At 71.0% G+C, this 17,023-nt stretch carries 16 protein-coding genes and 1 tRNA gene; 6 read left to right on the forward strand and 11 right to left on the reverse strand.

The genetic code is table 11. The annotated features are described in order from the left end of the window. The first annotated feature begins 89 nt into the window (after positions 1-89). The 3 genes from FNH04_RS07115 (at position 90) to FNH04_RS07125 (ending at position 3,379) form a co-directional block, all read left to right on the forward strand. A complete protein-coding gene (locus tag FNH04_RS07115) occupies positions 90-986 on the forward strand; it encodes an alpha/beta hydrolase (protein ID WP_152781512.1) in 897 nt (298 codons plus the stop codon). A 207-nt stretch (positions 987-1,193) separates the two neighbouring features. Further along, positions 1,194-1,868: a restriction endonuclease gene (locus FNH04_RS07120; RefSeq protein ID WP_322722693.1), complete on the forward strand. Its 675-nt coding sequence runs from the start codon at positions 1,194-1,196 to the stop codon at positions 1,866-1,868. Between the two features lie 215 nt (positions 1,869-2,083). After that, positions 2,084-3,379: a hypothetical protein gene (locus FNH04_RS07125; protein ID WP_322722694.1), complete on the forward strand. Its 1,296-nt coding sequence runs from the start codon at positions 2,084-2,086 to the stop codon at positions 3,377-3,379. 107 nt (positions 3,380-3,486) lie between these two features. Here FNH04_RS07125 and FNH04_RS07130 read toward each other — a convergent pair whose 3' ends face one another. From FNH04_RS07130 to FNH04_RS07150, 5 genes are all read right to left on the reverse strand, one after another. Continuing rightward, positions 3,487-4,761, reverse strand: a complete 1,275-nt coding sequence (locus FNH04_RS07130) for a sugar ABC transporter permease (RefSeq protein WP_152781461.1) — start codon at positions 4,759-4,761, stop codon at positions 3,487-3,489. Then, complete coding sequence (locus FNH04_RS07135; RefSeq protein WP_322722695.1) at positions 4,752-5,531, reverse strand: ATP-binding cassette domain-containing protein; 780 nt, start codon at positions 5,529-5,531, stop codon at positions 4,752-4,754. The genes FNH04_RS07130 and FNH04_RS07135 overlap by 10 nt, the downstream gene beginning before the upstream one ends. A 44-nt stretch (positions 5,532-5,575) precedes the next feature. After that, the gene (locus FNH04_RS07140) at positions 5,576-6,661 is read right to left on the reverse strand and encodes a sugar ABC transporter substrate-binding protein (protein ID WP_152781463.1); all 1,086 of its coding nucleotides are present in this window, start codon (positions 6,659-6,661) and stop codon (positions 5,576-5,578) included. A 373-nt stretch (positions 6,662-7,034) separates the two neighbouring features. After that, on the reverse strand, positions 7,035-7,547 hold the full coding sequence (locus tag FNH04_RS07145) for a hypothetical protein (RefSeq protein WP_152781466.1): 513 nt from the start codon (positions 7,545-7,547) through the stop codon (positions 7,035-7,037). Between the two features lie 258 nt (positions 7,548-7,805). Then, positions 7,806-8,180: a VOC family protein gene (locus FNH04_RS07150; protein WP_152781468.1), complete on the reverse strand. Its 375-nt coding sequence runs from the start codon at positions 8,178-8,180 to the stop codon at positions 7,806-7,808. A 342-nt stretch (positions 8,181-8,522) separates the two neighbouring features. Here FNH04_RS07150 and add point away from each other — a divergent pair, with 342 nt between their 5' ends. After that, on the forward strand, positions 8,523-9,506 hold the full coding sequence (gene add / locus FNH04_RS07155; RefSeq protein ID WP_386575230.1) for an adenosine deaminase: 984 nt from the start codon (positions 8,523-8,525) through the stop codon (positions 9,504-9,506). Positions 9,507-9,805: 299 nt separating this feature from the next. After that, positions 9,806-12,589, forward strand: a complete 2,784-nt coding sequence (locus FNH04_RS07160) for an alpha/beta hydrolase family protein (protein ID WP_322722696.1) — start codon at positions 9,806-9,808, stop codon at positions 12,587-12,589. Here FNH04_RS07160 and FNH04_RS07165 read toward each other — a convergent pair. The 6 genes from FNH04_RS07165 to FNH04_RS07190 form a co-directional block, all read right to left on the reverse strand. Next, entirely contained in the window at positions 12,523-12,900 is a 378-nt protein-coding gene (locus FNH04_RS07165; RefSeq protein WP_152781472.1) for a hypothetical protein, read from the reverse strand. The genes FNH04_RS07160 and FNH04_RS07165 overlap by 67 nt on opposite strands. Before the next feature lie 275 nt (positions 12,901-13,175). After that, positions 13,176-13,757 carry an HXXEE domain-containing protein gene (locus FNH04_RS07170; RefSeq protein WP_152781474.1) on the reverse strand — a complete coding sequence of 194 codons (582 nt, stop codon included), beginning with the start codon at positions 13,755-13,757 and terminating at the stop codon, positions 13,176-13,178. A gap of 55 nt (positions 13,758-13,812) precedes the next feature. Beyond that, entirely contained in the window at positions 13,813-14,178 is a 366-nt protein-coding gene (locus FNH04_RS07175; protein ID WP_152781476.1) for a PEP-utilizing enzyme, read from the reverse strand. Positions 14,179-14,286: 108 nt separating this feature from the next. Further along, positions 14,287-14,360: transfer RNA gene (locus FNH04_RS07180), tRNA-Pro, on the reverse strand. Between the two features lie 34 nt (positions 14,361-14,394). After that, on the reverse strand, positions 14,395-15,270 hold the full coding sequence (locus FNH04_RS07185; protein ID WP_152781478.1) for a Pr6Pr family membrane protein: 876 nt from the start codon (positions 15,268-15,270) through the stop codon (positions 14,395-14,397). Positions 15,271-15,369: 99 nt separating this feature from the next. Next, entirely contained in the window at positions 15,370-16,296 is a 927-nt protein-coding gene (locus FNH04_RS07190; RefSeq protein WP_152781480.1) for a metallophosphoesterase, read from the reverse strand. Positions 16,297-16,435: 139 nt separating this feature from the next. Here FNH04_RS07190 and FNH04_RS07195 point away from each other — a divergent pair, with 139 nt between their 5' ends. After that, complete coding sequence (locus tag FNH04_RS07195) at positions 16,436-16,903, forward strand: GatB/YqeY domain-containing protein (protein WP_152781482.1); 468 nt, start codon at positions 16,436-16,438, stop codon at positions 16,901-16,903. Positions 16,904-17,023 lie beyond the last annotated feature (120 nt).

Raw genomic sequence — 17,023 nt, forward strand, 5'->3', positions numbered from 1 at the left:
CTCACGCGCTGACCGTTGCGCGATGCGGGATGAACGTCCATCATCAGGAATCCTGTCATTTTAATTTTGTAGCGATGGGTGCAACAGCCATGCCCTTCAGCCCGAACCTCCAGGCCAGAACCATCCAGCTGCTGCTGGGTGGCATGATCTCCCGCGTCCACAAGGACCTGCGCTTCACCGAGATCCCGAAGCACACGGAATCCCTGCGGGTGGAAACCAGCGCGGGCCCGGTGAACTGCACCGTTTACCGCCCGGCGGCAGCCGCCACGGACACCCCCGCCCCCGTGTACATCAACTTCCACGGCGGCGGCTTCATCGTCGGCCGCCCCGAACAGGACGACCACATCTGCCGCTACATAGCCTCCGAGGCCGGCTGTGTCGTGATCAACGTGGACTACGCCGTCGCCCCGCAGCGCCGGTACCCCGTCCCCGTCGACCAGGCGTACGACATCACGGCGTGGGTCGCGGAGAACGGCCCCGCCAACAACTGGGACGGCTCGCGACTCGCCGTGGGCGGACACAGCGCCGGGGCCAACCTGACCGCCGCGGTCTGCCGTATCGCCCGGGACCGGGGCACCTTCTCGCCCAAGCTCCAGATCCTCGACTCGGCACCGCTCGACCAGCTCGCCGACCCCGCCACCAAGCACTCCCCCCTCGCCAAGCCGCTGCTCAGCCCCCACTTCATGCGGGTCTTCACCGACGCCTACGTCCCGGACCCGGCGGACCGCGCCCATCCCCTCGTCTCGCCCGGGCTGGCCGACGACCTCGCCGGACTGCCGCCCGCCCTGGTCATCACCGCGGAGAACGACCGTCTGCGCGACGAGGGTGACGCGTACGCCAAGGCCCTGGACGCCGCGGGCGTCCCGGTCACCCACCGCGTCTTCGAGGGCGTCGACCACTACTTCACCCACACGGGCCCGGTGCCGATCGGGAAGGAGGCCATCGAACTGATGGCCGCCACCCTGCGCACCGCACTCACGGCCTGACACGGCCCTGAGCTTCACGCCGAGCTCCCTGCACCCGTCGTACGGAGACGTGGCAGACCGGCCATGGCCGACTCGCGCCCTTATCCCGCCGCCACGGGCTCCTCAGACTGCCGTACACGGGTCTGTGGGGGAGGGGCTTCGATCGTGGCTGGGCGTGCGGGGCATGCGGGGAGTGCTGGGCGTGCTGGGCGTGGACGGGGTACGGCTGTGCTCAGGCGGCGGGTGCGCCGGCTGAAGTCGGCGGCGGCCGTGGGTGGCCTGACGCTGCTCCTGCTGGTGGTGTTCTGGTCGGTGGTGTGGCCGTACGTCACAGGGGCGTTGCTTGTCGGCGGTGTCGCGGCGACGGGATGGTGGCTGTGGCGTACGGACCGGCTCGTCCGAGGGCGGGACCGTCTCTGGCGGCAGGAGGAGGCGGTGAGGGCCGGTCGTCGGACACTCGCCGAGGTGGACGCGATGACCGGCACCGAGTTCGAGGACCTGGTCGCGAGCCTCTGCCGGCGGGACGGGTGTACAGACGTCCGGCGGGTGGGCGGCGCGAACGACAACGGCGCCGACGTCGTGGGCCGCCTCCCGGACGGCCGGAGCGTGGTGATCCAGTGCAAGCGCTACGCGCCGACCAGCACCATCGCGAGCCGTGAGCTGCGTGATCTGCTGGGCGCCAAGGTGCACTTCGGGGCCGACCTGGCGGTGTTCGTCACGACCACGCGCTTCAGCCGCCCCTCCGAGAGGTTCGCGCTGCAGCACGGCATTCTCGCCGTACACCGGGATCACCTCGGGCTGTGGAACAACGGGGCCTCCCTGCTGTCCCTGAGCGAGGTGAACGGCCGGGGGCAGGGCGACTCCCGTCACCGGGCGCGCTGGAAGCAGGCGTACGGGAAGTGACCGGCCGCGTGAACCGAGGTGCCGGAACTCGCGTCGAACTTGGTGGTGACACTGCGGGATGACGACGACGAGGGGGCCGGCGCTTGAGGATCGGTGCGGAGGCTGTGCCTGACCCTGACCCTGACTCCGCCCCTGACTCCGCCCCTGGCCCCGCCCCCGGTCGCGAGGCGGGCGTAGGCGGCGGCCGTCCCTCGCCCCCGCCGACAGGACGTCGGGTGCTGTCGCACCGGTCGCGTCGGCTGGTCGCCGTGCCGGTCGCCGTGCTGGTCAGCCTCTGTGCCCTGCTCGGCGCGGTGCGGCTGGTCGTGCCCGCCACCGCGGGCACGGACGAGGAGCCGCCCGGGGTCCGGCGGCAGCTGACGTTCCTGCGTGAGGCGCTGGACGACGGGGCCGGCGACGAGGCGCAGGGGATGTTCCCGGAGGGCTACTTCTTCCTCCACGCGCTCTACGGTCTGAGCTGGGTCGAGATCGGGATGCGCGAACCGGTCGCCGAACGCTCGACGTCGCTCCGAGAGGCACGGTGGGCGCTGGGGCGGCTGGACTCCCCGGCCGGCCGCGCCCCGTTCAGCCCGGACCTCACCCCTCCGTACGGCGTCTTCCACCGCGGCTGGAGCAACTGGCTGCGCGGCGGGGTGCTCAGCCTGCAACCGGCCGGGCACCGCGATCCGGCCGAGGTGCGCCGGTTCAGCCGCGACTCGGCCGCGCTGGGTGCGGCTTTCGACGCCTCACGGTCGCCGTATCTGCAGGCGTACCCCGGTCAGGCGTGGCCGGTCGACTCGACCGTGGCGGTCGCGTCGCTGCGGTTGCACGACACCCTGCTGCCCGACCGGTTCACCGAAACGGTCCAGCGGTGGCTGCGGGACGTGCGCACGCGGCTCGACCCGCGCACCGGGCTGCTCCCGCACCGGACCGACCCGGACACCGGTGACCCGATCGAGGTGGCCAGGGGCACGTCGCAGAGCGTCATCCAGCGCTTCCTGATCGACATCGACCCGGTCTTCGCCGGTGAGCAGTACCTGCGCTTCCGCGACCGGTACGTCGTCTCCCCGCTCGGCCTCGGACCGGCCGTACGGGAGTACCCCGACGGCATGGACGGCCCGGCCGACGTCGACTCCGGCCCGCTCCCGCTCGGCGTGAGCCTGTCGGCGAGCGTGGTCACCCTCGGCGCGGCCCAGGTCCACGGCGACGCTCCGCTCGCCACCGCGCTGGCAGGCGTCAGCGAACTGGCCGGCCTGCCGGTCGACACCCCGCGGACCAAGCGGTACGCCTTCGGCCTGATCCCGGTCGGCGACGCGTTCCTGGCCTGGTCGAAGACCGCCCGGCCGTGGGTGACGAAGACGCCGACCGCGCCCCCGGCGCAGACCTCGGCGTGGTGGCGCGTCCCGCTGCTGACGCTCCTGGCCGTACTGGGCACGGCGCCATGGCTGCCCGCCCTGATACGCCACCACAGGCGCCGCCGCACCCGCCGCCGGGAACCGGCTGCCCCGGCAACCGCGGGGAGTGGGCGCTGACCGCACGTACTGGCCGGACGCGGCTGCTGTTCGTCGCGGACCGGATCCCGCTGGAGCTGGGGGCGATCGTCGAGCTCCTGACCGACCCCCTCAGACCCGACCATCCCTCAGGCCCGCCAGCCGGACTCCGCGGCGCGCCGAGCCAACGAGTCGAAGACCACCGCGGTGAACAGCACCCCGCCGGTGATCATGAACTGGACCGGGGGCTGGACCCCCAGCAGCGCCATGCCCGAGGCGATCGACTGGATGATGAGCACCCCCAGCAGCGCCGACCAGGTCGAGCCGCGTCCGCCGAACAGGCTGGTGCCACCGATGATGGCAGCGGCGATGGCGCTGATCAGCAGCATGCCGGAACCCGGGACCTGGCTCGCCGAGGTGACCCGCGACGCCACGAACAGGCCGCCGACCGCGGCCAGGGTCCCCGACACCATGAACACCGAGATCCGCACGCGCACCACATCGACCCCGGTCCGCCGGGCCGCCTCCACACCGCCGCCCAGCGCGAGGACCTGCCGGCCGTAGGGCGTGCGGCGCAGGAAGAAGTCCGAGGCGACGATGACTCCGAGGAAGAGCACGAGTGCCAGCGGCAGGCCCTCGAACCGGCCCAGCACGTGGACGGCGGCGAACGCGACCACCGCGAGGAGGGCTGTACGAGCCCAGATCTCGCCCACCGGTCGGCACGGCATCCCGGCGGTGCTGCGGCGCCTCCGGTCGTGATAGGAGACGAGCAGGTACGCGGCCGTGCCGAGCGCCGCCAGGCCGTAGGTGGTGACGGCGGCGCTGAAGTAGCGGCTGGTCAGCGCGGCGACCAGCCCGTCCTGGTTGAAATGGATGGTGCTCTCCGTCCCCAGCAGGTAGAGCATCAGGCCGTTCCAGGACAGCAGGCCCGCCAGGGTGACGACGAACGCGGGTACGCCGATCTTGGCGAAGGAGAACCCGTGGACGGCCCCGGCGGCCGCGCCGGAGGCGACCGCGACGATCGCGGCGAGCCATTCCGGTATTCCGAGGTTCACGTACAGCGCCGCGAACAGGGCGCCCGCCAGCCCGGCGAGCGAGCCCACCGCGAGGTCGATCTCGCCGATCAGCAGGACGAAGACGATGCCGACGGCGATGATGCCGGTCCCGACGATGTCCACGCTGAGAACGGACAGGTTGCGCGGTGTGAGGAAGTTGTCGTTGAGCCCCTGGAAGACCGACCAGGTCACGGCGAGAGCGAGCAGCGCCGGGACCGGGCCGAGTCGACCCTCGTGCACTCTGCGACGCACCGCGCCGGCGTTCGCCCTGAGACGTTCGGTGTACCACCGGTGTCCCTCACGGCGACGACCGGCCTCGGGCGCGGCATCGGCGGCGCGCGCCCGGGCCCGCCTCCCCCTCACGGCCATGCCTCCTCCGGGCGTGACGGTCGGGGGGTGGTGGTGTTGTCCGCCGCGCCGGTGATGGAGGAGATGATCTGCTCCTGGGAGGTGGTGTTCACGTCGAAGACGCCGTTGTTGCGGCCGAGGCGCAGGACGGCGACCCGGTCGGCGACCGCCTTGATGTCACCCATGTTGTGGCTGATGAGGAGCACCCCGAGACCCCGGTCCCGCAGTTCCTCGATGAGGTCCAGGAGCTGACTGGTCTGCTCGATGCCCAGGGCGGTGGTGGGCTCGTCGAGCAGGAGCAGTCTGGGCTCGCCGACGAACGAGCGGGTGATCGCGACGACCTGCCGCTGGCCGCTGGACAGGGCGGCGAGCGGCACGCGCACGTCGGGGACGCGGATGGACAGCGTATGCAGCAGCTGACGGGTGCGGCGCTCCATCTCCACCTCGTCGAGGACGCCGAACCGGTGGATCTCCCGCCCGAGGAAGAGATTGCCGACGACATCGAGATTGCCGCACATCGCCAGATCCTGATAGACGGTCGCGATACCCAGGACCTGGGCATCCTGGGGGCGCCTGATCTGGACGGCACTGCCCTGCCACTCGATGACGCCCTTGTCGGCGGGACCGACCCCCGAGATCACCTTGACCAGGGTGGACTTGCCCGCGGCGTTGTCGCCCATCAGGGCGACCACCTCCCCGGCCCTGATCTCCAGCTCGACATCCACCAGCGCCTGGACGGCGGCGAAGCGCTTGGAGACGCCGCGCAACGCCAGCAGGGGCTGAACCGGCACGGGGTCACCTCCTTCCGCCTTCCAGGAGAGCCGAGGAGAGGAGCTCAAGGGGTGAGTCCGGCCTCGGCGCAGGCGGCCCGGAGCTCCGGGGTGCAGATCTGGTCGATGGTGTACAGACCGTCCTTCACCAGCGTGTCCTTGATGTTGTCGACCGTCACCGAGACCGACGGGAGCAGGACCGCCGGGATGTCCTTCGTGGTGGCGTTGTCGACGGTGCCGGGGGCGATGGACTCGACCGACTCGCCGCGCCCCAGGGCGACGGCCATCGCGGCGGCGGCGTCGGCCGCGGGCTGGAAGGGCTTGTAGACGGTCATGTACTGGTCGCCCTTGACGATGCGGCGCACGGCCGCGAGGTCGGCGTCCTGGCCGGTGATCGGGGGCAGCGGGCTGACCTCGGCGGAGTTGAGGGCGGAGACCACGGCGCCGGCGAGGCTGTCGTTGGCAGCCAGAACACCGTCGATGTTGCCCGCGCCCAGGGCGGCGATGGCGCCGGTCATGTTGACGTAGGCGTTCTCCGGCCGCCACCCGACGGTGTCGTACGACTTGCCGATCCTCACCTTGTCCTGGAGGACGGAGAGCGATCCCCGCTTGAACCAGCCGGCATTGGGATCGATCGTGGCGCCGTTCATCATGACGATCTGACCGCCGTCCGCCTTGGCGCCCATGGCCTTCAGGAGCGCCTCGGCCTGGAGTCTGCCGACCTCCGCACCGTCGAAGGTGACGTAACCGGAGATCGGGCCCTGCGCGAGCCGGTCATAGGCGACGACCGGGATGCCGGCCCGGTCCGCGGCCTCGACCGACGAGCGCAGCAGCTGGGGGTCGACGGCGGCGAGGATCAGGACATCCACACCCTTGGTGATCATGGCCTCGAGCTGCTGCCGCTGGACCGTCGACTCGGGCGAGGCGGCGACGGTCGCCGCCGGGCAGTCCGGGCACAGCTCTTCCAGCTTCTTCTCGATCAGGGGCCGGTCGAACTGTCCGAAGCGAGAGGCCCCGCCCCCCGGGAGCAGCACGCCGACACTGAGGCTGTCGTCACCGCTCCCGCCGCCCCCGCCGCAGGCCCCGGACAGGGCCAGACCGGCGGCGACCGCGATCGCCACGAACACACGGGTGAGGGGCCCACGCCTCATGGGCCCATGCTTCACGGGCCCACGCCTCATGGGCCCATGCGTCACGGACCCATGCTTCACGGGCCCACGCCTCACGGCTCTGCGCTTCACGGCCGGCTTCACGGCCGAAAGACCGGCACCGAGACCCATCTTCGGTTCCTTAGAAATCTGCCCCTTGGGGATCTGTCCGACTTTGGCCCGTAATGAGAGTTCAATCACCAGCGTAGCCAAGCCGTCGGCATCCCGTGTCCAGGCTCGACCGCCCGTCCGGCAGTGCCGGTGGACAGAGCGGAACCAGGCCTCCAAACGGCCCCTGAAACCACACAGGGGCCCGATCCGCGATGCGGATCAGGCCCCTGACCTGGTACGTGCGTCAGTGCCGAGGTCGGACCGATCAGACCGAGCGGGTGCCCTTGAAGCCGTAGTGGCGGACGTCCCTGCCGTCCTCGTCCCAGTTCAGCCTCAGCGCGCCGTCGGCGTATGCGCTCTTGCTGCCCACCTTCTTCTTGATCGTGGACGAGGTCCACGAACCGTTGCCGTTGCCGTCCATGGCCGCCAGCTTGGACTTGATGTCGAAGTCCTTCTTCTTCAGGACGGTGTCCGCGTTGGCGTCGGCACGCTTGAGGTACAGCCGGAAGTGGGCGCTGTCGAAGGTTTCCGAGAGGTCGGACCCGGAGTACCACGGAGGAGCGTCCCAGCTCACCGTGGCCTTGGCGTAGACGTAATCACCGGACCTGGCCACGCAGTTCTTGACGGTGAAGTCCCAGTTGTCGGCCCAGGGGCCGGAGTACCCCGCGTCGTCGATGGTGCGGGAGCTGTCCTTGCACTTCCAGCTCAGCGCGGACGCCGGGGAGACGGTCAGCAACGACGCGCCGACGACGGTGGCGCCGACCAGCGCGACCGACATGACCTTCCTGCTCGCGGACGACCGCTGCGCAGGCGATATTCGACGCAGATTCAGTTTCATGGGCCCCTCGTTGTGGTGATCGATCTCTGCTTCGCAGAGATCGATCACCCTACAACGCCTTCACGGCTGCACATGATCCAGCCAAGTAGCGACGCGGACAGCGCAGTTGGCAATCCCGACCGCAATCCCCACCGCAACCGCAACCGCAGAGGTGCCGAGCGCCTCCGTCTGGTGGATCGGGCCCCTCCTGGGCTCCGCTTACGAGGGTTCCTGGAGGACGGACAGCACGTTTCCGGCGGGATCGGTGAACCACGCGATCAGCGGGCCGCCGCCACGGAAGATGCCCTTGTCATCCGCCTTGAGGTGGTCGTAGCGCTCGAAGCGCACGCCCCTCCCGCTCAGCTCGTCCACCGCCGCCTCGACGTCGTCGACGGGGAAGTTGAGGATCGTGTAGGTGGCCGGAGTGTGGTCGGGCTTGGGGTAGACCAGGATGTCCCGGTCACCTGCGATGTGCAGGGTCAGCATGCCGTTCTGCTCGGACACCCGGATCCCGAGCGTCTCGCCGTAGAACTTCCTGGCCGCGTCGATGTCGTTCACCGAGAAGCCGCTGAACGCCTTCGTCGTACCGAACATGATCGCCTCCCGGAAATGGTTCGGTAACTCTAGGACCGGCAGGCAGCCGCGAACTCATCGGTCGTGTGACGACGCGATCGGCGCTCCGGACCGCCGATGGCTGTCCGGAGCGCATGCCCCCCGCCTCGCCCACCTGCGCTCATACCACCACGAGATCACCGAATCGCTCCGCCGTCCAACCCACGGACCAGGCCGATCGAACCCGTAACCCTTCTCCTCGCCCGACCTGGGGCGTGGCTGCGCCCGGGAACGATCCCCATGGGGGCGGCCATAGAGTGATGCGCCATGCGATGCCTGGCCCGTTTACCGAAGGCTCACCTTCATCTGCATCTCGAGGGCGCGATGCGCCCCTCCACGCTCGCGGAACTGGCCGGCGAGCGTGGCGAACAACCGCCGAGCCCGGGCGGCGGCCTCACGTCGTTCGAGGACTTCGGTCCCTTGTACCGTGCCGCCGCGCGGCTGGTGCGCGAGGGCCCGCGGGCAAACCTGCTGCGGCTGGTGCGGGAGGTGGTCGAGGACGCCGCCGCGGACGGGGCGGTGTGGATCGAGCCGCATGTGAATCCTCTGACCTACGAGGCTGATCCGGAGGCCGCGCTCGACGTGCTGGACGCGGTGATCGACGAGGGCCGCCGTACTGCTGCCCGGCTGGGTATCGGCTTCGGCGTCATGCTGTTCGCCCGGCGTAACGCGGACCCGTCGGAGGCCGTCGAGACCGCTCGGCTCGCGGCCCGGCGGGCGGACAGCGGGGTGGTCGCCTTCGGCCTGGCCGGGGACGAGGCCCGATATCCTCCGGAGCCGTTCGCCGAGGCGTTCACCATCGCCCGTGACGCCGGGCTGATCTCCGCCCCGCACGCGGGGGAACTGGCCGGACCGGCCGGCGTACGCGCCGCACTCGACACGCTCGGCGCGCAACGCATCGCCCACGGCGTCCGCGCGGTGGAGGATCCGGCGCTCGTCGCCCGCCTGGCCGCGGAAGGCGTCGTCCTCGACGTCTGCCCCACCTCCAACGTCGCCCTCGGTGTCGTGAAGTCCCTGTCCGTCCACCCCCTCCCGGTGCTGCTGCACGCCGGGGTCCGCTGCACCCTCAACGCCGACGACCCCCTCCTGTTCGGCCCCGGCCTGCTGGAGGAGTACGAAACAGCCCGCACGGCCTTCGCCCTCAACGACCCTCAACTGGCCGCGACAGCCCGCACATCGATCGAGTCCTCCGGCGCTCCACGCGCCATCGTGGAGGAAGCGATCACACGCATCGGCGACTGGCTGGACATCTCTGACCGGGCAAGGACACCTCCGGGCCAAGAGGTCCCGCGACGGACGCAGCCGTAAACAGCCATCGGGGAACGCGCCGCCCCCGGGGCTCCGGTGCCGGCCGCGGGCCGTTCCGTGCCCACGCCCGAACGTCCTGGTCCCCGAGATCCCCGCGAACTCACCTGTGAAGCAGTCCTGTTGGTCGAGATCGAACCAACTCCGCACAAATGGGCTCGTCCCGCCGCGGAGGACGGTCAAAAGCTGTGCGAAAGCTGTGTCAAGAAGCAACCCAGCGCGAGGAATTGCGTCTTCTGATGCATCGGGGGAGCCCGGGCCCCGTGGGGTCCGGGAGCAGCAGACCATCAGGAGGACCAGAAGTGATCCGTGTCCCGCGCGTGATGGCCGCCGCGACAGCGGCCCTCGCGGTGGCGCTGGGGTCGCCGGGGACGGCGCAGGCGGCGCCGGAACCGGAACCCGGGCGGCCGTCCGCTCCCGTGTCTCAGGGGCTTCCCGAAGGCTGGAAGATCACCGGCTCAGGGGAGGCGAGGGAGCTGGTGTGGCGCTCGCCCGAGAAGGTGCCGGTGGGCGATGCCCGGGTCGAGTTCCAGAGCGGGACCCGCTCGCTCGGCATCCCGGAGCCCGCCACCGACGGGCGCACCTTCCGGCTTCCGCTCGACGGGGTACGCCTCGGGAAGACGGACGACCTGCGGGCCGTGGCCGCAGGACGCCGCCTGGACGCGGCCGGAGCGCAGGCCGCCCGCGAGCGCAGCCGACTCGACAGCCCATCGGCTCCCTCCGCCCTGCCGCAGACGGCGCCCCTGAGCGAGGTCGACCCCGGCGTGGCCGGCCCGCACCGCACGGTCAGCGGGGAGTACTCCCTGCCGTCGGTGCGCCTGCCCGGCTACGAGGCCAAGGCGGAGATGAAGGCCGTGGTGGTCGCGCCGGAAGGTGCCACGGGCCGCCGCCCGCTGGCGCTGTTCCTGCACGGGCGCCACGTCAGCTGCTTCAAGGGCGACGACGTGGCCCTGGAGTGGCCGTGCCCGGCCGGCCAGAAGCCGGTGCCGAGCTACCGCGGCTACCTGCACGACCAGAAACTCCTGGCCTCCCAGGGCTATGTGACGGTCTCGATCTCGGCCAACGCCATCAACGCCCAGGACGGGGGGACCCCCGACGCCGGAGCACAGGCGCGCTCCTCGCTGGTACGGCTGCACCTGGCGCGCTGGGCGGACTGGGCCGCCGACCCGTCCACCGCCCCCGCGATCGTGCGGCAGGCACCCCGGGCCGACCTCGGCCGTGTCCTGCTGGTGGGCCACTCCCGCGGCGGCGAGGGCGTCAACCGGGCCGCGCTGGACAGCCTGACCCCACCTCCCGCCGACCAGGACGGCTACCACGGCCGGACCCGCTGGACGATACGTGGAACCGTCCTGACAGGCCCCACCATCTTCGGCCAGAACCCCGTACCCGACGTGCCGTCCATGACGATCCTGCCGGGGTGCGACGGAGACGTCTCCGACCTCCAGGGCGAGATCTACGTCGACGGCACCCGCGGGGTCAGCCGCGGCAAGGCCCTGCACAGCGCGGTCTACATGACCGGCGCGAACCACAACTTCTTCAACCGGGAGTGGACCCCCGGCCAGGCCACGGCCCCGTCCGAGGACGACTTCTCCTACGGCGGCAACGATCACGACAAGGTCTGCTCCCCGGGCACCAGCACCCGGCTGACCGCCAAGCAGCAGCAGAAGGCGGGCTCGACGTACATAGCCGCCGCGGCCCGGCTGTTCGTCGCCGGTGACGACCGGGTCCGCCCACTGCTCGACGGGTCCTTCGTACGCGCCGCCTCCGCCGGACCCGCCCTCGTCCTCACCCACGCCGTCGGCGCCGCCCGCTCCGGAGCGTTCCTGCCGGAGCCCTCCGCCAGAATCAGCGGCGGACGTCTGTGCGCCCAGGTGGACCCGGGACCGCGCACCGCCTGTCTGCGCCCGCACCTCCAGCCCTCCTCGCCCCACTTCGCCCAGTGGGAGACCGCCAAGGAACCGGGCCGGTACGCACTGGCCATGAGCTGGTCCCGTTCCGGCACCGTCACCCGGATCAGCCCCGCCGCCCCGGTCTCCCTGTCCGGTGCCGAGGCGCTGACCCTGCGCGTGATCGTCCCGCCGAACACCACCGGCACCAAGCTGGACGTCGCCCTCACCGACGCCTCCGGCAAGCGGGCCCCCCTCGGCCGTGTCCGCGTCGACGGGCTGCCGGGCACCAAACGGACCTCCTCCTACTGGGCGCGCGAGGTCCGCGTACCGCTGTCCGCAGCGACCCGGGCGCGCATCGACCTCGGTCACGTCAGGACCCTCGAACTGACCGCGCGCACCGCGTCCGGGAAGGCGTGGCTGATGGACGCCCACGGCTGGCGCCCCGGCACCCCCGCGGCCGAGCCCGCTGAGCTGGCGCGTGTGGACGTCGGCCGTATGACCGTCAAGGAGGGCGACTCCGGCACGCGCACCTACCGGGTGCCGGTGCAGGTGTCCGGCACGGGCAGCGGCAAGGTCCGGCTGTTCCTGAGTCGGCCCGGCAGCGAGTACCCGGTCGAGCACACGGTGACGGTCCAGCCGGGCGCCCCCGTCGACGTCTCGGTGACGGTCGAGGGCAACACCCGCTACGGCGGCGAGGTCTACCATCCCCTGGCCGTCAAGGCCGTACGCGGTGCGGTGGTCGGCTCCCACCGGGGCGGAGTCGTCGTGGAGGAGGACGACCCCAGGCCCACGGTGACCGTGACGCCGGTCGCCGACCAGGTGGCGGAGGGGGAGCCGCTGGTCTGGCGGATCACCCTCTCGAACGCCGCCGACGTCCCCCTGTACGGCGAACTGCTGATCCTGCCCGTCTCCGGCGGCACCGAACTGTCCACCAAGGACGTCCCCGCAGCCTGGCTGGACGAGAACCTCGGGGCCTCGCCCAACCCCGAGCGGCCGCTGTCCCGGCTGCCGGACGAGCCGCGGCTGGTGTTCGACCTGCCTGCGGGCAGCAGCAGCGTCGACGTGTCCGTACCCACCGTCACCGACCGGGTGACCGAGCGGACGGAGTCGCTGCGGCTGCGTCTGCGGACCTACGACGACAACTGGGAGCCGGTCGAGGGCCCGGAGCACACCGGTACGGTGCGCGACGCCTCGTAACGAGGTCCCATGAGGTGCCGTCGGCTCTCCCGGCTTCCGGCGAGAACCGACGGCACCGCCGTTGAGCGCCACGCCTGCCCAGAAGGCGTCCTGACCGCCCCCGCCGAGGTGTGCGGGATGATCTTGTCGATCTTTGCCAGGGCGTCACCCGCGTCCGGGCCGACGTCCCCGAAAAGCGTCCACCACCACCAGCTGTTCGCGGCGAAGTTGGCGAGGAAGTCCGGAACCACGACCACTCCGCGCTCCAGCAACGCCTTCTCAGCGCTCGGCAGCAGGCGGATGCCGGGGGCGAGCCGACCACGGTCGATCAATCCGTCGGTGCTACGGCCGGCCAGGAGCGCTGATCGGGGCGATGACCGCCGACCTGACCCTGGGCCGCACCAGCCCACACCCCCGCTTCTCTCTGCACCGCTGACCGCTGACCGCTTCCCGCTGACCGCGCCGCAGCTGGTAGCCCGACGCCACGCTCAGCTCCTTGGCCCCGCTCGCGCGAAGTGGATCGTGGCGTCGCCCTGCGGGGCCTGGAGGAAGCCGCCCCGTTCGGCGGGTGGCGACAACAACGGCCCGGACGCGGCACGGCCCGGAATCAGCTCCGTCGCCGTAGCCGGCGTACCAGCCGACGCGCTCCGTACGCCCCCGCGTGGGCGCCGAGGATCACGGCCGGGAAGAGCAGGGCGGTGGTGGCGGCGGACCGTGCGTCGGTGTCCTGCAGCACACCGGCCCGACGCAGCCGGGACCAGGCCCAGCAGCTGAAGGGGGCCACGACGAGCGGGGCGGTGGCCACTCCCGGGGTGTAGCCACGTGCCAGGGCGCTCTGCCCCAGGTGGGTCAGCGTGTGCAGCCCGAACCCGGCGAGAACCGTCTGGTAGAAGCCAGACCGCCCACCGGTGCGGGCACCGTCGGCCGCGGCGGCGGCCACCACCGCGCCCATGATGCCGATGGCGGTCGCGGCATGCCCGGGGCTCATCCGCACGGCGGACAGCAGCCGTGGCGGCAGACCGGGGTGGCGGGCGCGCAGCCTCTCGAACCGCTTTTCGGACCAGCGGGACATGGTGGCCAGCTCCTCGGCGTCGTGCACGGCGAACGCGATCAGCAGACCCCAGATCGCCGCGGCCGGTACGTGCGCGCTCGCCTCGTCCGGTGTCAACTCCGGTACGCGCTCCGCCATTCTCTGCCCCTCTCGATCCTGCGGCCCGCCACCCGGCACCGTGACCGGAGACCGGTCAGACCCTGCCCGTGCCGCCGCCCGCGGAACCCTCGTGATCCACCCTCGCGGCATCCTCCCCGTCGGGGTGGGCCGGGGAAACGATGCCGGCCGTGCCGTTCACCGTGACAGCCTGGCCGTCGTTCAGCGTGCGCGTGACGCCCGGTACGCCGACCACCGCGGGGATCCCGTACTCGCGGGCGACGACGACACCATGGGAGTTCACGCCGCCGGACTCCAACACGACACCGCCCGCAGTGAGGAACAGTGGGGTCCAGCCGGGGTCCGTGGACGGGGCGACCAGGATCTCTCCGGGCTCCAGCCGGACGTACCTCGGGTCGAGGACGATCAGCTTCCACGCCTCGTCCTCAGGACGTGGTGGCATCCGTGCGACCTGAGCCGTGTCCCGAATCCGGCTCCCAAAACGGCCCCCACAACCACTCAGGGACCCGACCCGCACTGCGGATCAGGCCCCTGACCTGTTACTTCACTGTCGGGGTGGCGGGATTTGAACCCACGACCTCTTCGTCCCGAACGAAGCGCGCTGCCAAGCTGCGCTACACCCCGAATGTCGCTGCTTGTCGCGGCGACGTCGTTTACTTTAGCCCACCGGTGGCTGGAGGCGAAATCCAGTTTTCAGAAGGCGGTCCCGGCGGGGGCGGCGGGACCGGCGGCCCCGCCGGTGGTGGCGGTGGCGTACCGGGTTGGGGCGGAGGTGGTCGACGGCCACCAGGAAGAGGGCCAGGGCGTAGAAGGCGAGGCCGAGGAGGAGGGCGTTGGCGAGGACGCTCTTGTAACCGTGCTGGTCGACGTTCAGGAACGGATAGACGTACGGCGCCGGCGAGCCGTCGGGCAGGACGGCGCCGCGCGTGAGCGTGCACGTCAGGTACGCCAGGGGGTAGAGCATCCACGTTGCCGCGTAGGCCGGGCGCAGGGGGCCGGGGCGGGTGAGGAGCAGCCAGTCCGCAGCCGCGGCGAGGGGGATCACCGTGTGCAGGAGCGGGTTTGTCAGGGCGTGCCAGCCGGTGGGCGGGGTGACCCCGTCCGTCGCTGTCACCGTTCCCGCGCCCGGGCCCGCCTCTGTTCCCGTGATGATGAAGACGCTTGATCCTCGGGTGAGGACCACGTGGTACACCAGGGCCGCGATCAGGACGTAGAGCAGCGTGCCACCCGTCACCAGGGGCGGCAGGGGGCGGCGGGCCGTCCACGCCCGTGATGCCGAGATGGCGAGGACCACCGTCACCAGTACGCCGGTCTGGATCGAGAAGTGGCTCAGGACCTGGAGCGGGTTGCCCAGGAGCAGCTCGACGCCCACGGCACCGGCGGCCACCAGTGCCACCAGCAGACGGAAGGCGGCAGCCGCCGGGCGCCGGGTCGGCGTCACCACCGCGCTCGCGGGCACGAAGGACTCCAGAGGCACGGGCATGCCCGGTATCGCGGGCAGGTCGGGGATGTCCCTGGGTATCGGTGCGGTCATGCGTTCACGCTAAGTCGCACCGACAAAGTCGGCTAAAGGGGATGATCCGTATGGGGGACGGTCCTAAGGGGCTTGCGTCTCCCCTTGCGTCTCCCTATGTCACTTCCGTCCCACCAGCGTCAGCAGCGACGCCTCCGGTGGGCAGGCGAACCGAACCGGCGTGTAGCGGTTCGTTCCGCAGCCCGCCGAGACGTGCAGGTGTGCCGTCCGGTCTTCCACCGTGTGCGTGGACAGACCCTTCACCCGGTCCGTGTCCAGGTCGCAGTTGGTCACGAGCGCGCCGTAGAACGGGATGCAGAGCTGTCCGCCGTGGGTGTGGCCGGCCAGGATCAGGGGGTAGCCGTCCGCGGTGAAGGCGTCCAGGGAGCGCAGATACGGGGCGTGCACCACACCCATGGAGAAGTCGGCGGACTCGGAGGGGCCGCCCGCCACGTGCGCGTACCGGTCACGCTTGATGTGCGGGTCGTCCAGACCGGTCATCTCCACCGACATGCCCTCGATCTTGAGCGTTCCGCGGGTGTTCGTGAGGTTCAGCCAGCCTGCCGCGTCGAAGCTGTCCCGCAGCTCCTCCCAGGGGTTGTGGATCGCGCCCACCACCGGCGGGTTGCCGTTCAGGCCGTGGCGGCCCTGGGCCTTCTCCAGCAGATAGCGGGCGGGGTTGCTCAGACGCGGTCCGTAGTAGTCGTTGGAACCGAAGACGTACGCCCCGGGGAACTCCATCAGCGGGCCCAGCGCGTCCAGCACCTCGGGAACGCCCTCCGGGTCGGAGAGGTTGTCCCCTGTGTTGATGACGAAGTCGGGGCGCAGCCCGGCCAGCGAGCGCAGCCAGCGCTGCTTCTTGCGCTGTCCGCTCACCATGTGGATGTCGGAGATCTGGAGTATGCGCAGGGGCCGCATGCCGGGCGGCAGCACCGGCACCGTCACCCGGCGCAGCCGGAAGGAACGGGCCTCGAACCCCGCCGCGTACACCAGACCGGCGGCGCCCGCCGCCGCGATCCCCAGAGGTACTCCGTATAGCGCTCGCATGCGTCCATCGTGTCAGACCCGCACGGCACCGCATGCAGCCTGTGGATAACCACGGACGGCCACGGACGGCCATGGACGACCATGGACGACCGCTGAAATCAATGGGCGGCCGCGCCCGCGCACCTGCCACAATCACCCCATGACCACGCTCAAGTCGAAGCTGCAGGAAGACCTCAACAGGGCGATCAAGGAGCGCGACGAGCTCCGCTCCTCGACGCTCCGGCTGACGCTCACCGCGATCACCAAGGAGGAGGTCGCGGGCAAGGCGAAGCGCGACCTCTCCGACGACGAGGTTCAGAAGGTGATCACCAAGGAGGCGAAGAAGCGGCGCGAGGCCGCGGAGGCCTTCGCCCAGGGCGGCCGTGCCCAGCAGGCCGAGCGGGAGAAGGCGGAGGGTGAGGTACTCGCCGCGTACCTGCCCAAGCAGCTGTCGGACGAGGAGCTTCAGCAGATCGTCGCCCAGGCCGTCGAGGAGGCGCGGGCGGCCGGTGCCGAGGGGCCGCGTGCCATGGGCCAGGTCATGAAGATCGTGAACCCGAAGGTGGCGGGCCAGGCCGAGGGCGGCCGCGTCGCCGCGGTGGTCAAGCAGCTCCTCGCGGGCGGCTGAGCGAGCCCCGGGTTCCGGCCGTACGGCCAAGTCGTACGGGACCCAACCACAACCCGTACGACCAGCGACCAGGCAGGTCGTACGGCACCTGTGGTGCTCCGATACGGCGGTGGGGGCGCC

Origin of the sequence: Streptomyces phyllanthi (assembly GCF_009377205.1) — a bacterium.
GTDB lineage: Bacteria > Actinomycetota > Actinomycetes > Streptomycetales > Streptomycetaceae > Streptomyces > Streptomyces phyllanthi.

What these genes read in the sequence shown, in the direction of transcription:
- FNH04_RS07150 (WP_152781468.1), bottom strand. Translation starts at nt 8,180, where the DNA reads ATGTTCGGTACGACGAAGGCGTTCAGCGGCTTCTCGGTGAACGACATC.
- FNH04_RS07190 (WP_152781480.1), bottom strand. Translation starts at nt 16,296, where the DNA reads ATGCGAGCGCTATACGGAGTACCTCTGGGGATCGCGGCGGCGGGCGCC.
- FNH04_RS07175 (WP_152781476.1), bottom strand. Translation starts at nt 14,178, where the DNA reads ATGCCACCACGTCCTGAGGACGAGGCGTGGAAGCTGATCGTCCTCGAC.
- FNH04_RS07130 (WP_152781461.1), bottom strand. Translation starts at nt 4,761, where the DNA reads ATGGCCGTGAGGGGGAGGCGGGCCCGGGCGCGCGCCGCCGATGCCGCG.
- FNH04_RS07145 (WP_152781466.1), bottom strand. Translation starts at nt 7,547, where the DNA reads ATGTCGGTCGCGCTGGTCGGCGCCACCGTCGTCGGCGCGTCGTTGCTG.
- add (WP_386575230.1), top strand. Translation starts at nt 8,523, where the DNA reads ATGCGCCCCTCCACGCTCGCGGAACTGGCCGGCGAGCGTGGCGAACAA.
- FNH04_RS07185 (WP_152781478.1), bottom strand. Translation starts at nt 15,270, where the DNA reads ATGACCGCACCGATACCCAGGGACATCCCCGACCTGCCCGCGATACCG.
- FNH04_RS07115 (WP_152781512.1), top strand. Translation starts at nt 90, where the DNA reads ATGCCCTTCAGCCCGAACCTCCAGGCCAGAACCATCCAGCTGCTGCTG.
- FNH04_RS07170 (WP_152781474.1), bottom strand. Translation starts at nt 13,757, where the DNA reads ATGGCGGAGCGCGTACCGGAGTTGACACCGGACGAGGCGAGCGCGCAC.
- FNH04_RS07195 (WP_152781482.1), top strand. Translation starts at nt 16,436, where the DNA reads ATGACCACGCTCAAGTCGAAGCTGCAGGAAGACCTCAACAGGGCGATC.
- FNH04_RS07140 (WP_152781463.1), bottom strand. Translation starts at nt 6,661, where the DNA reads ATGAGGCGTGGGCCCCTCACCCGTGTGTTCGTGGCGATCGCGGTCGCC.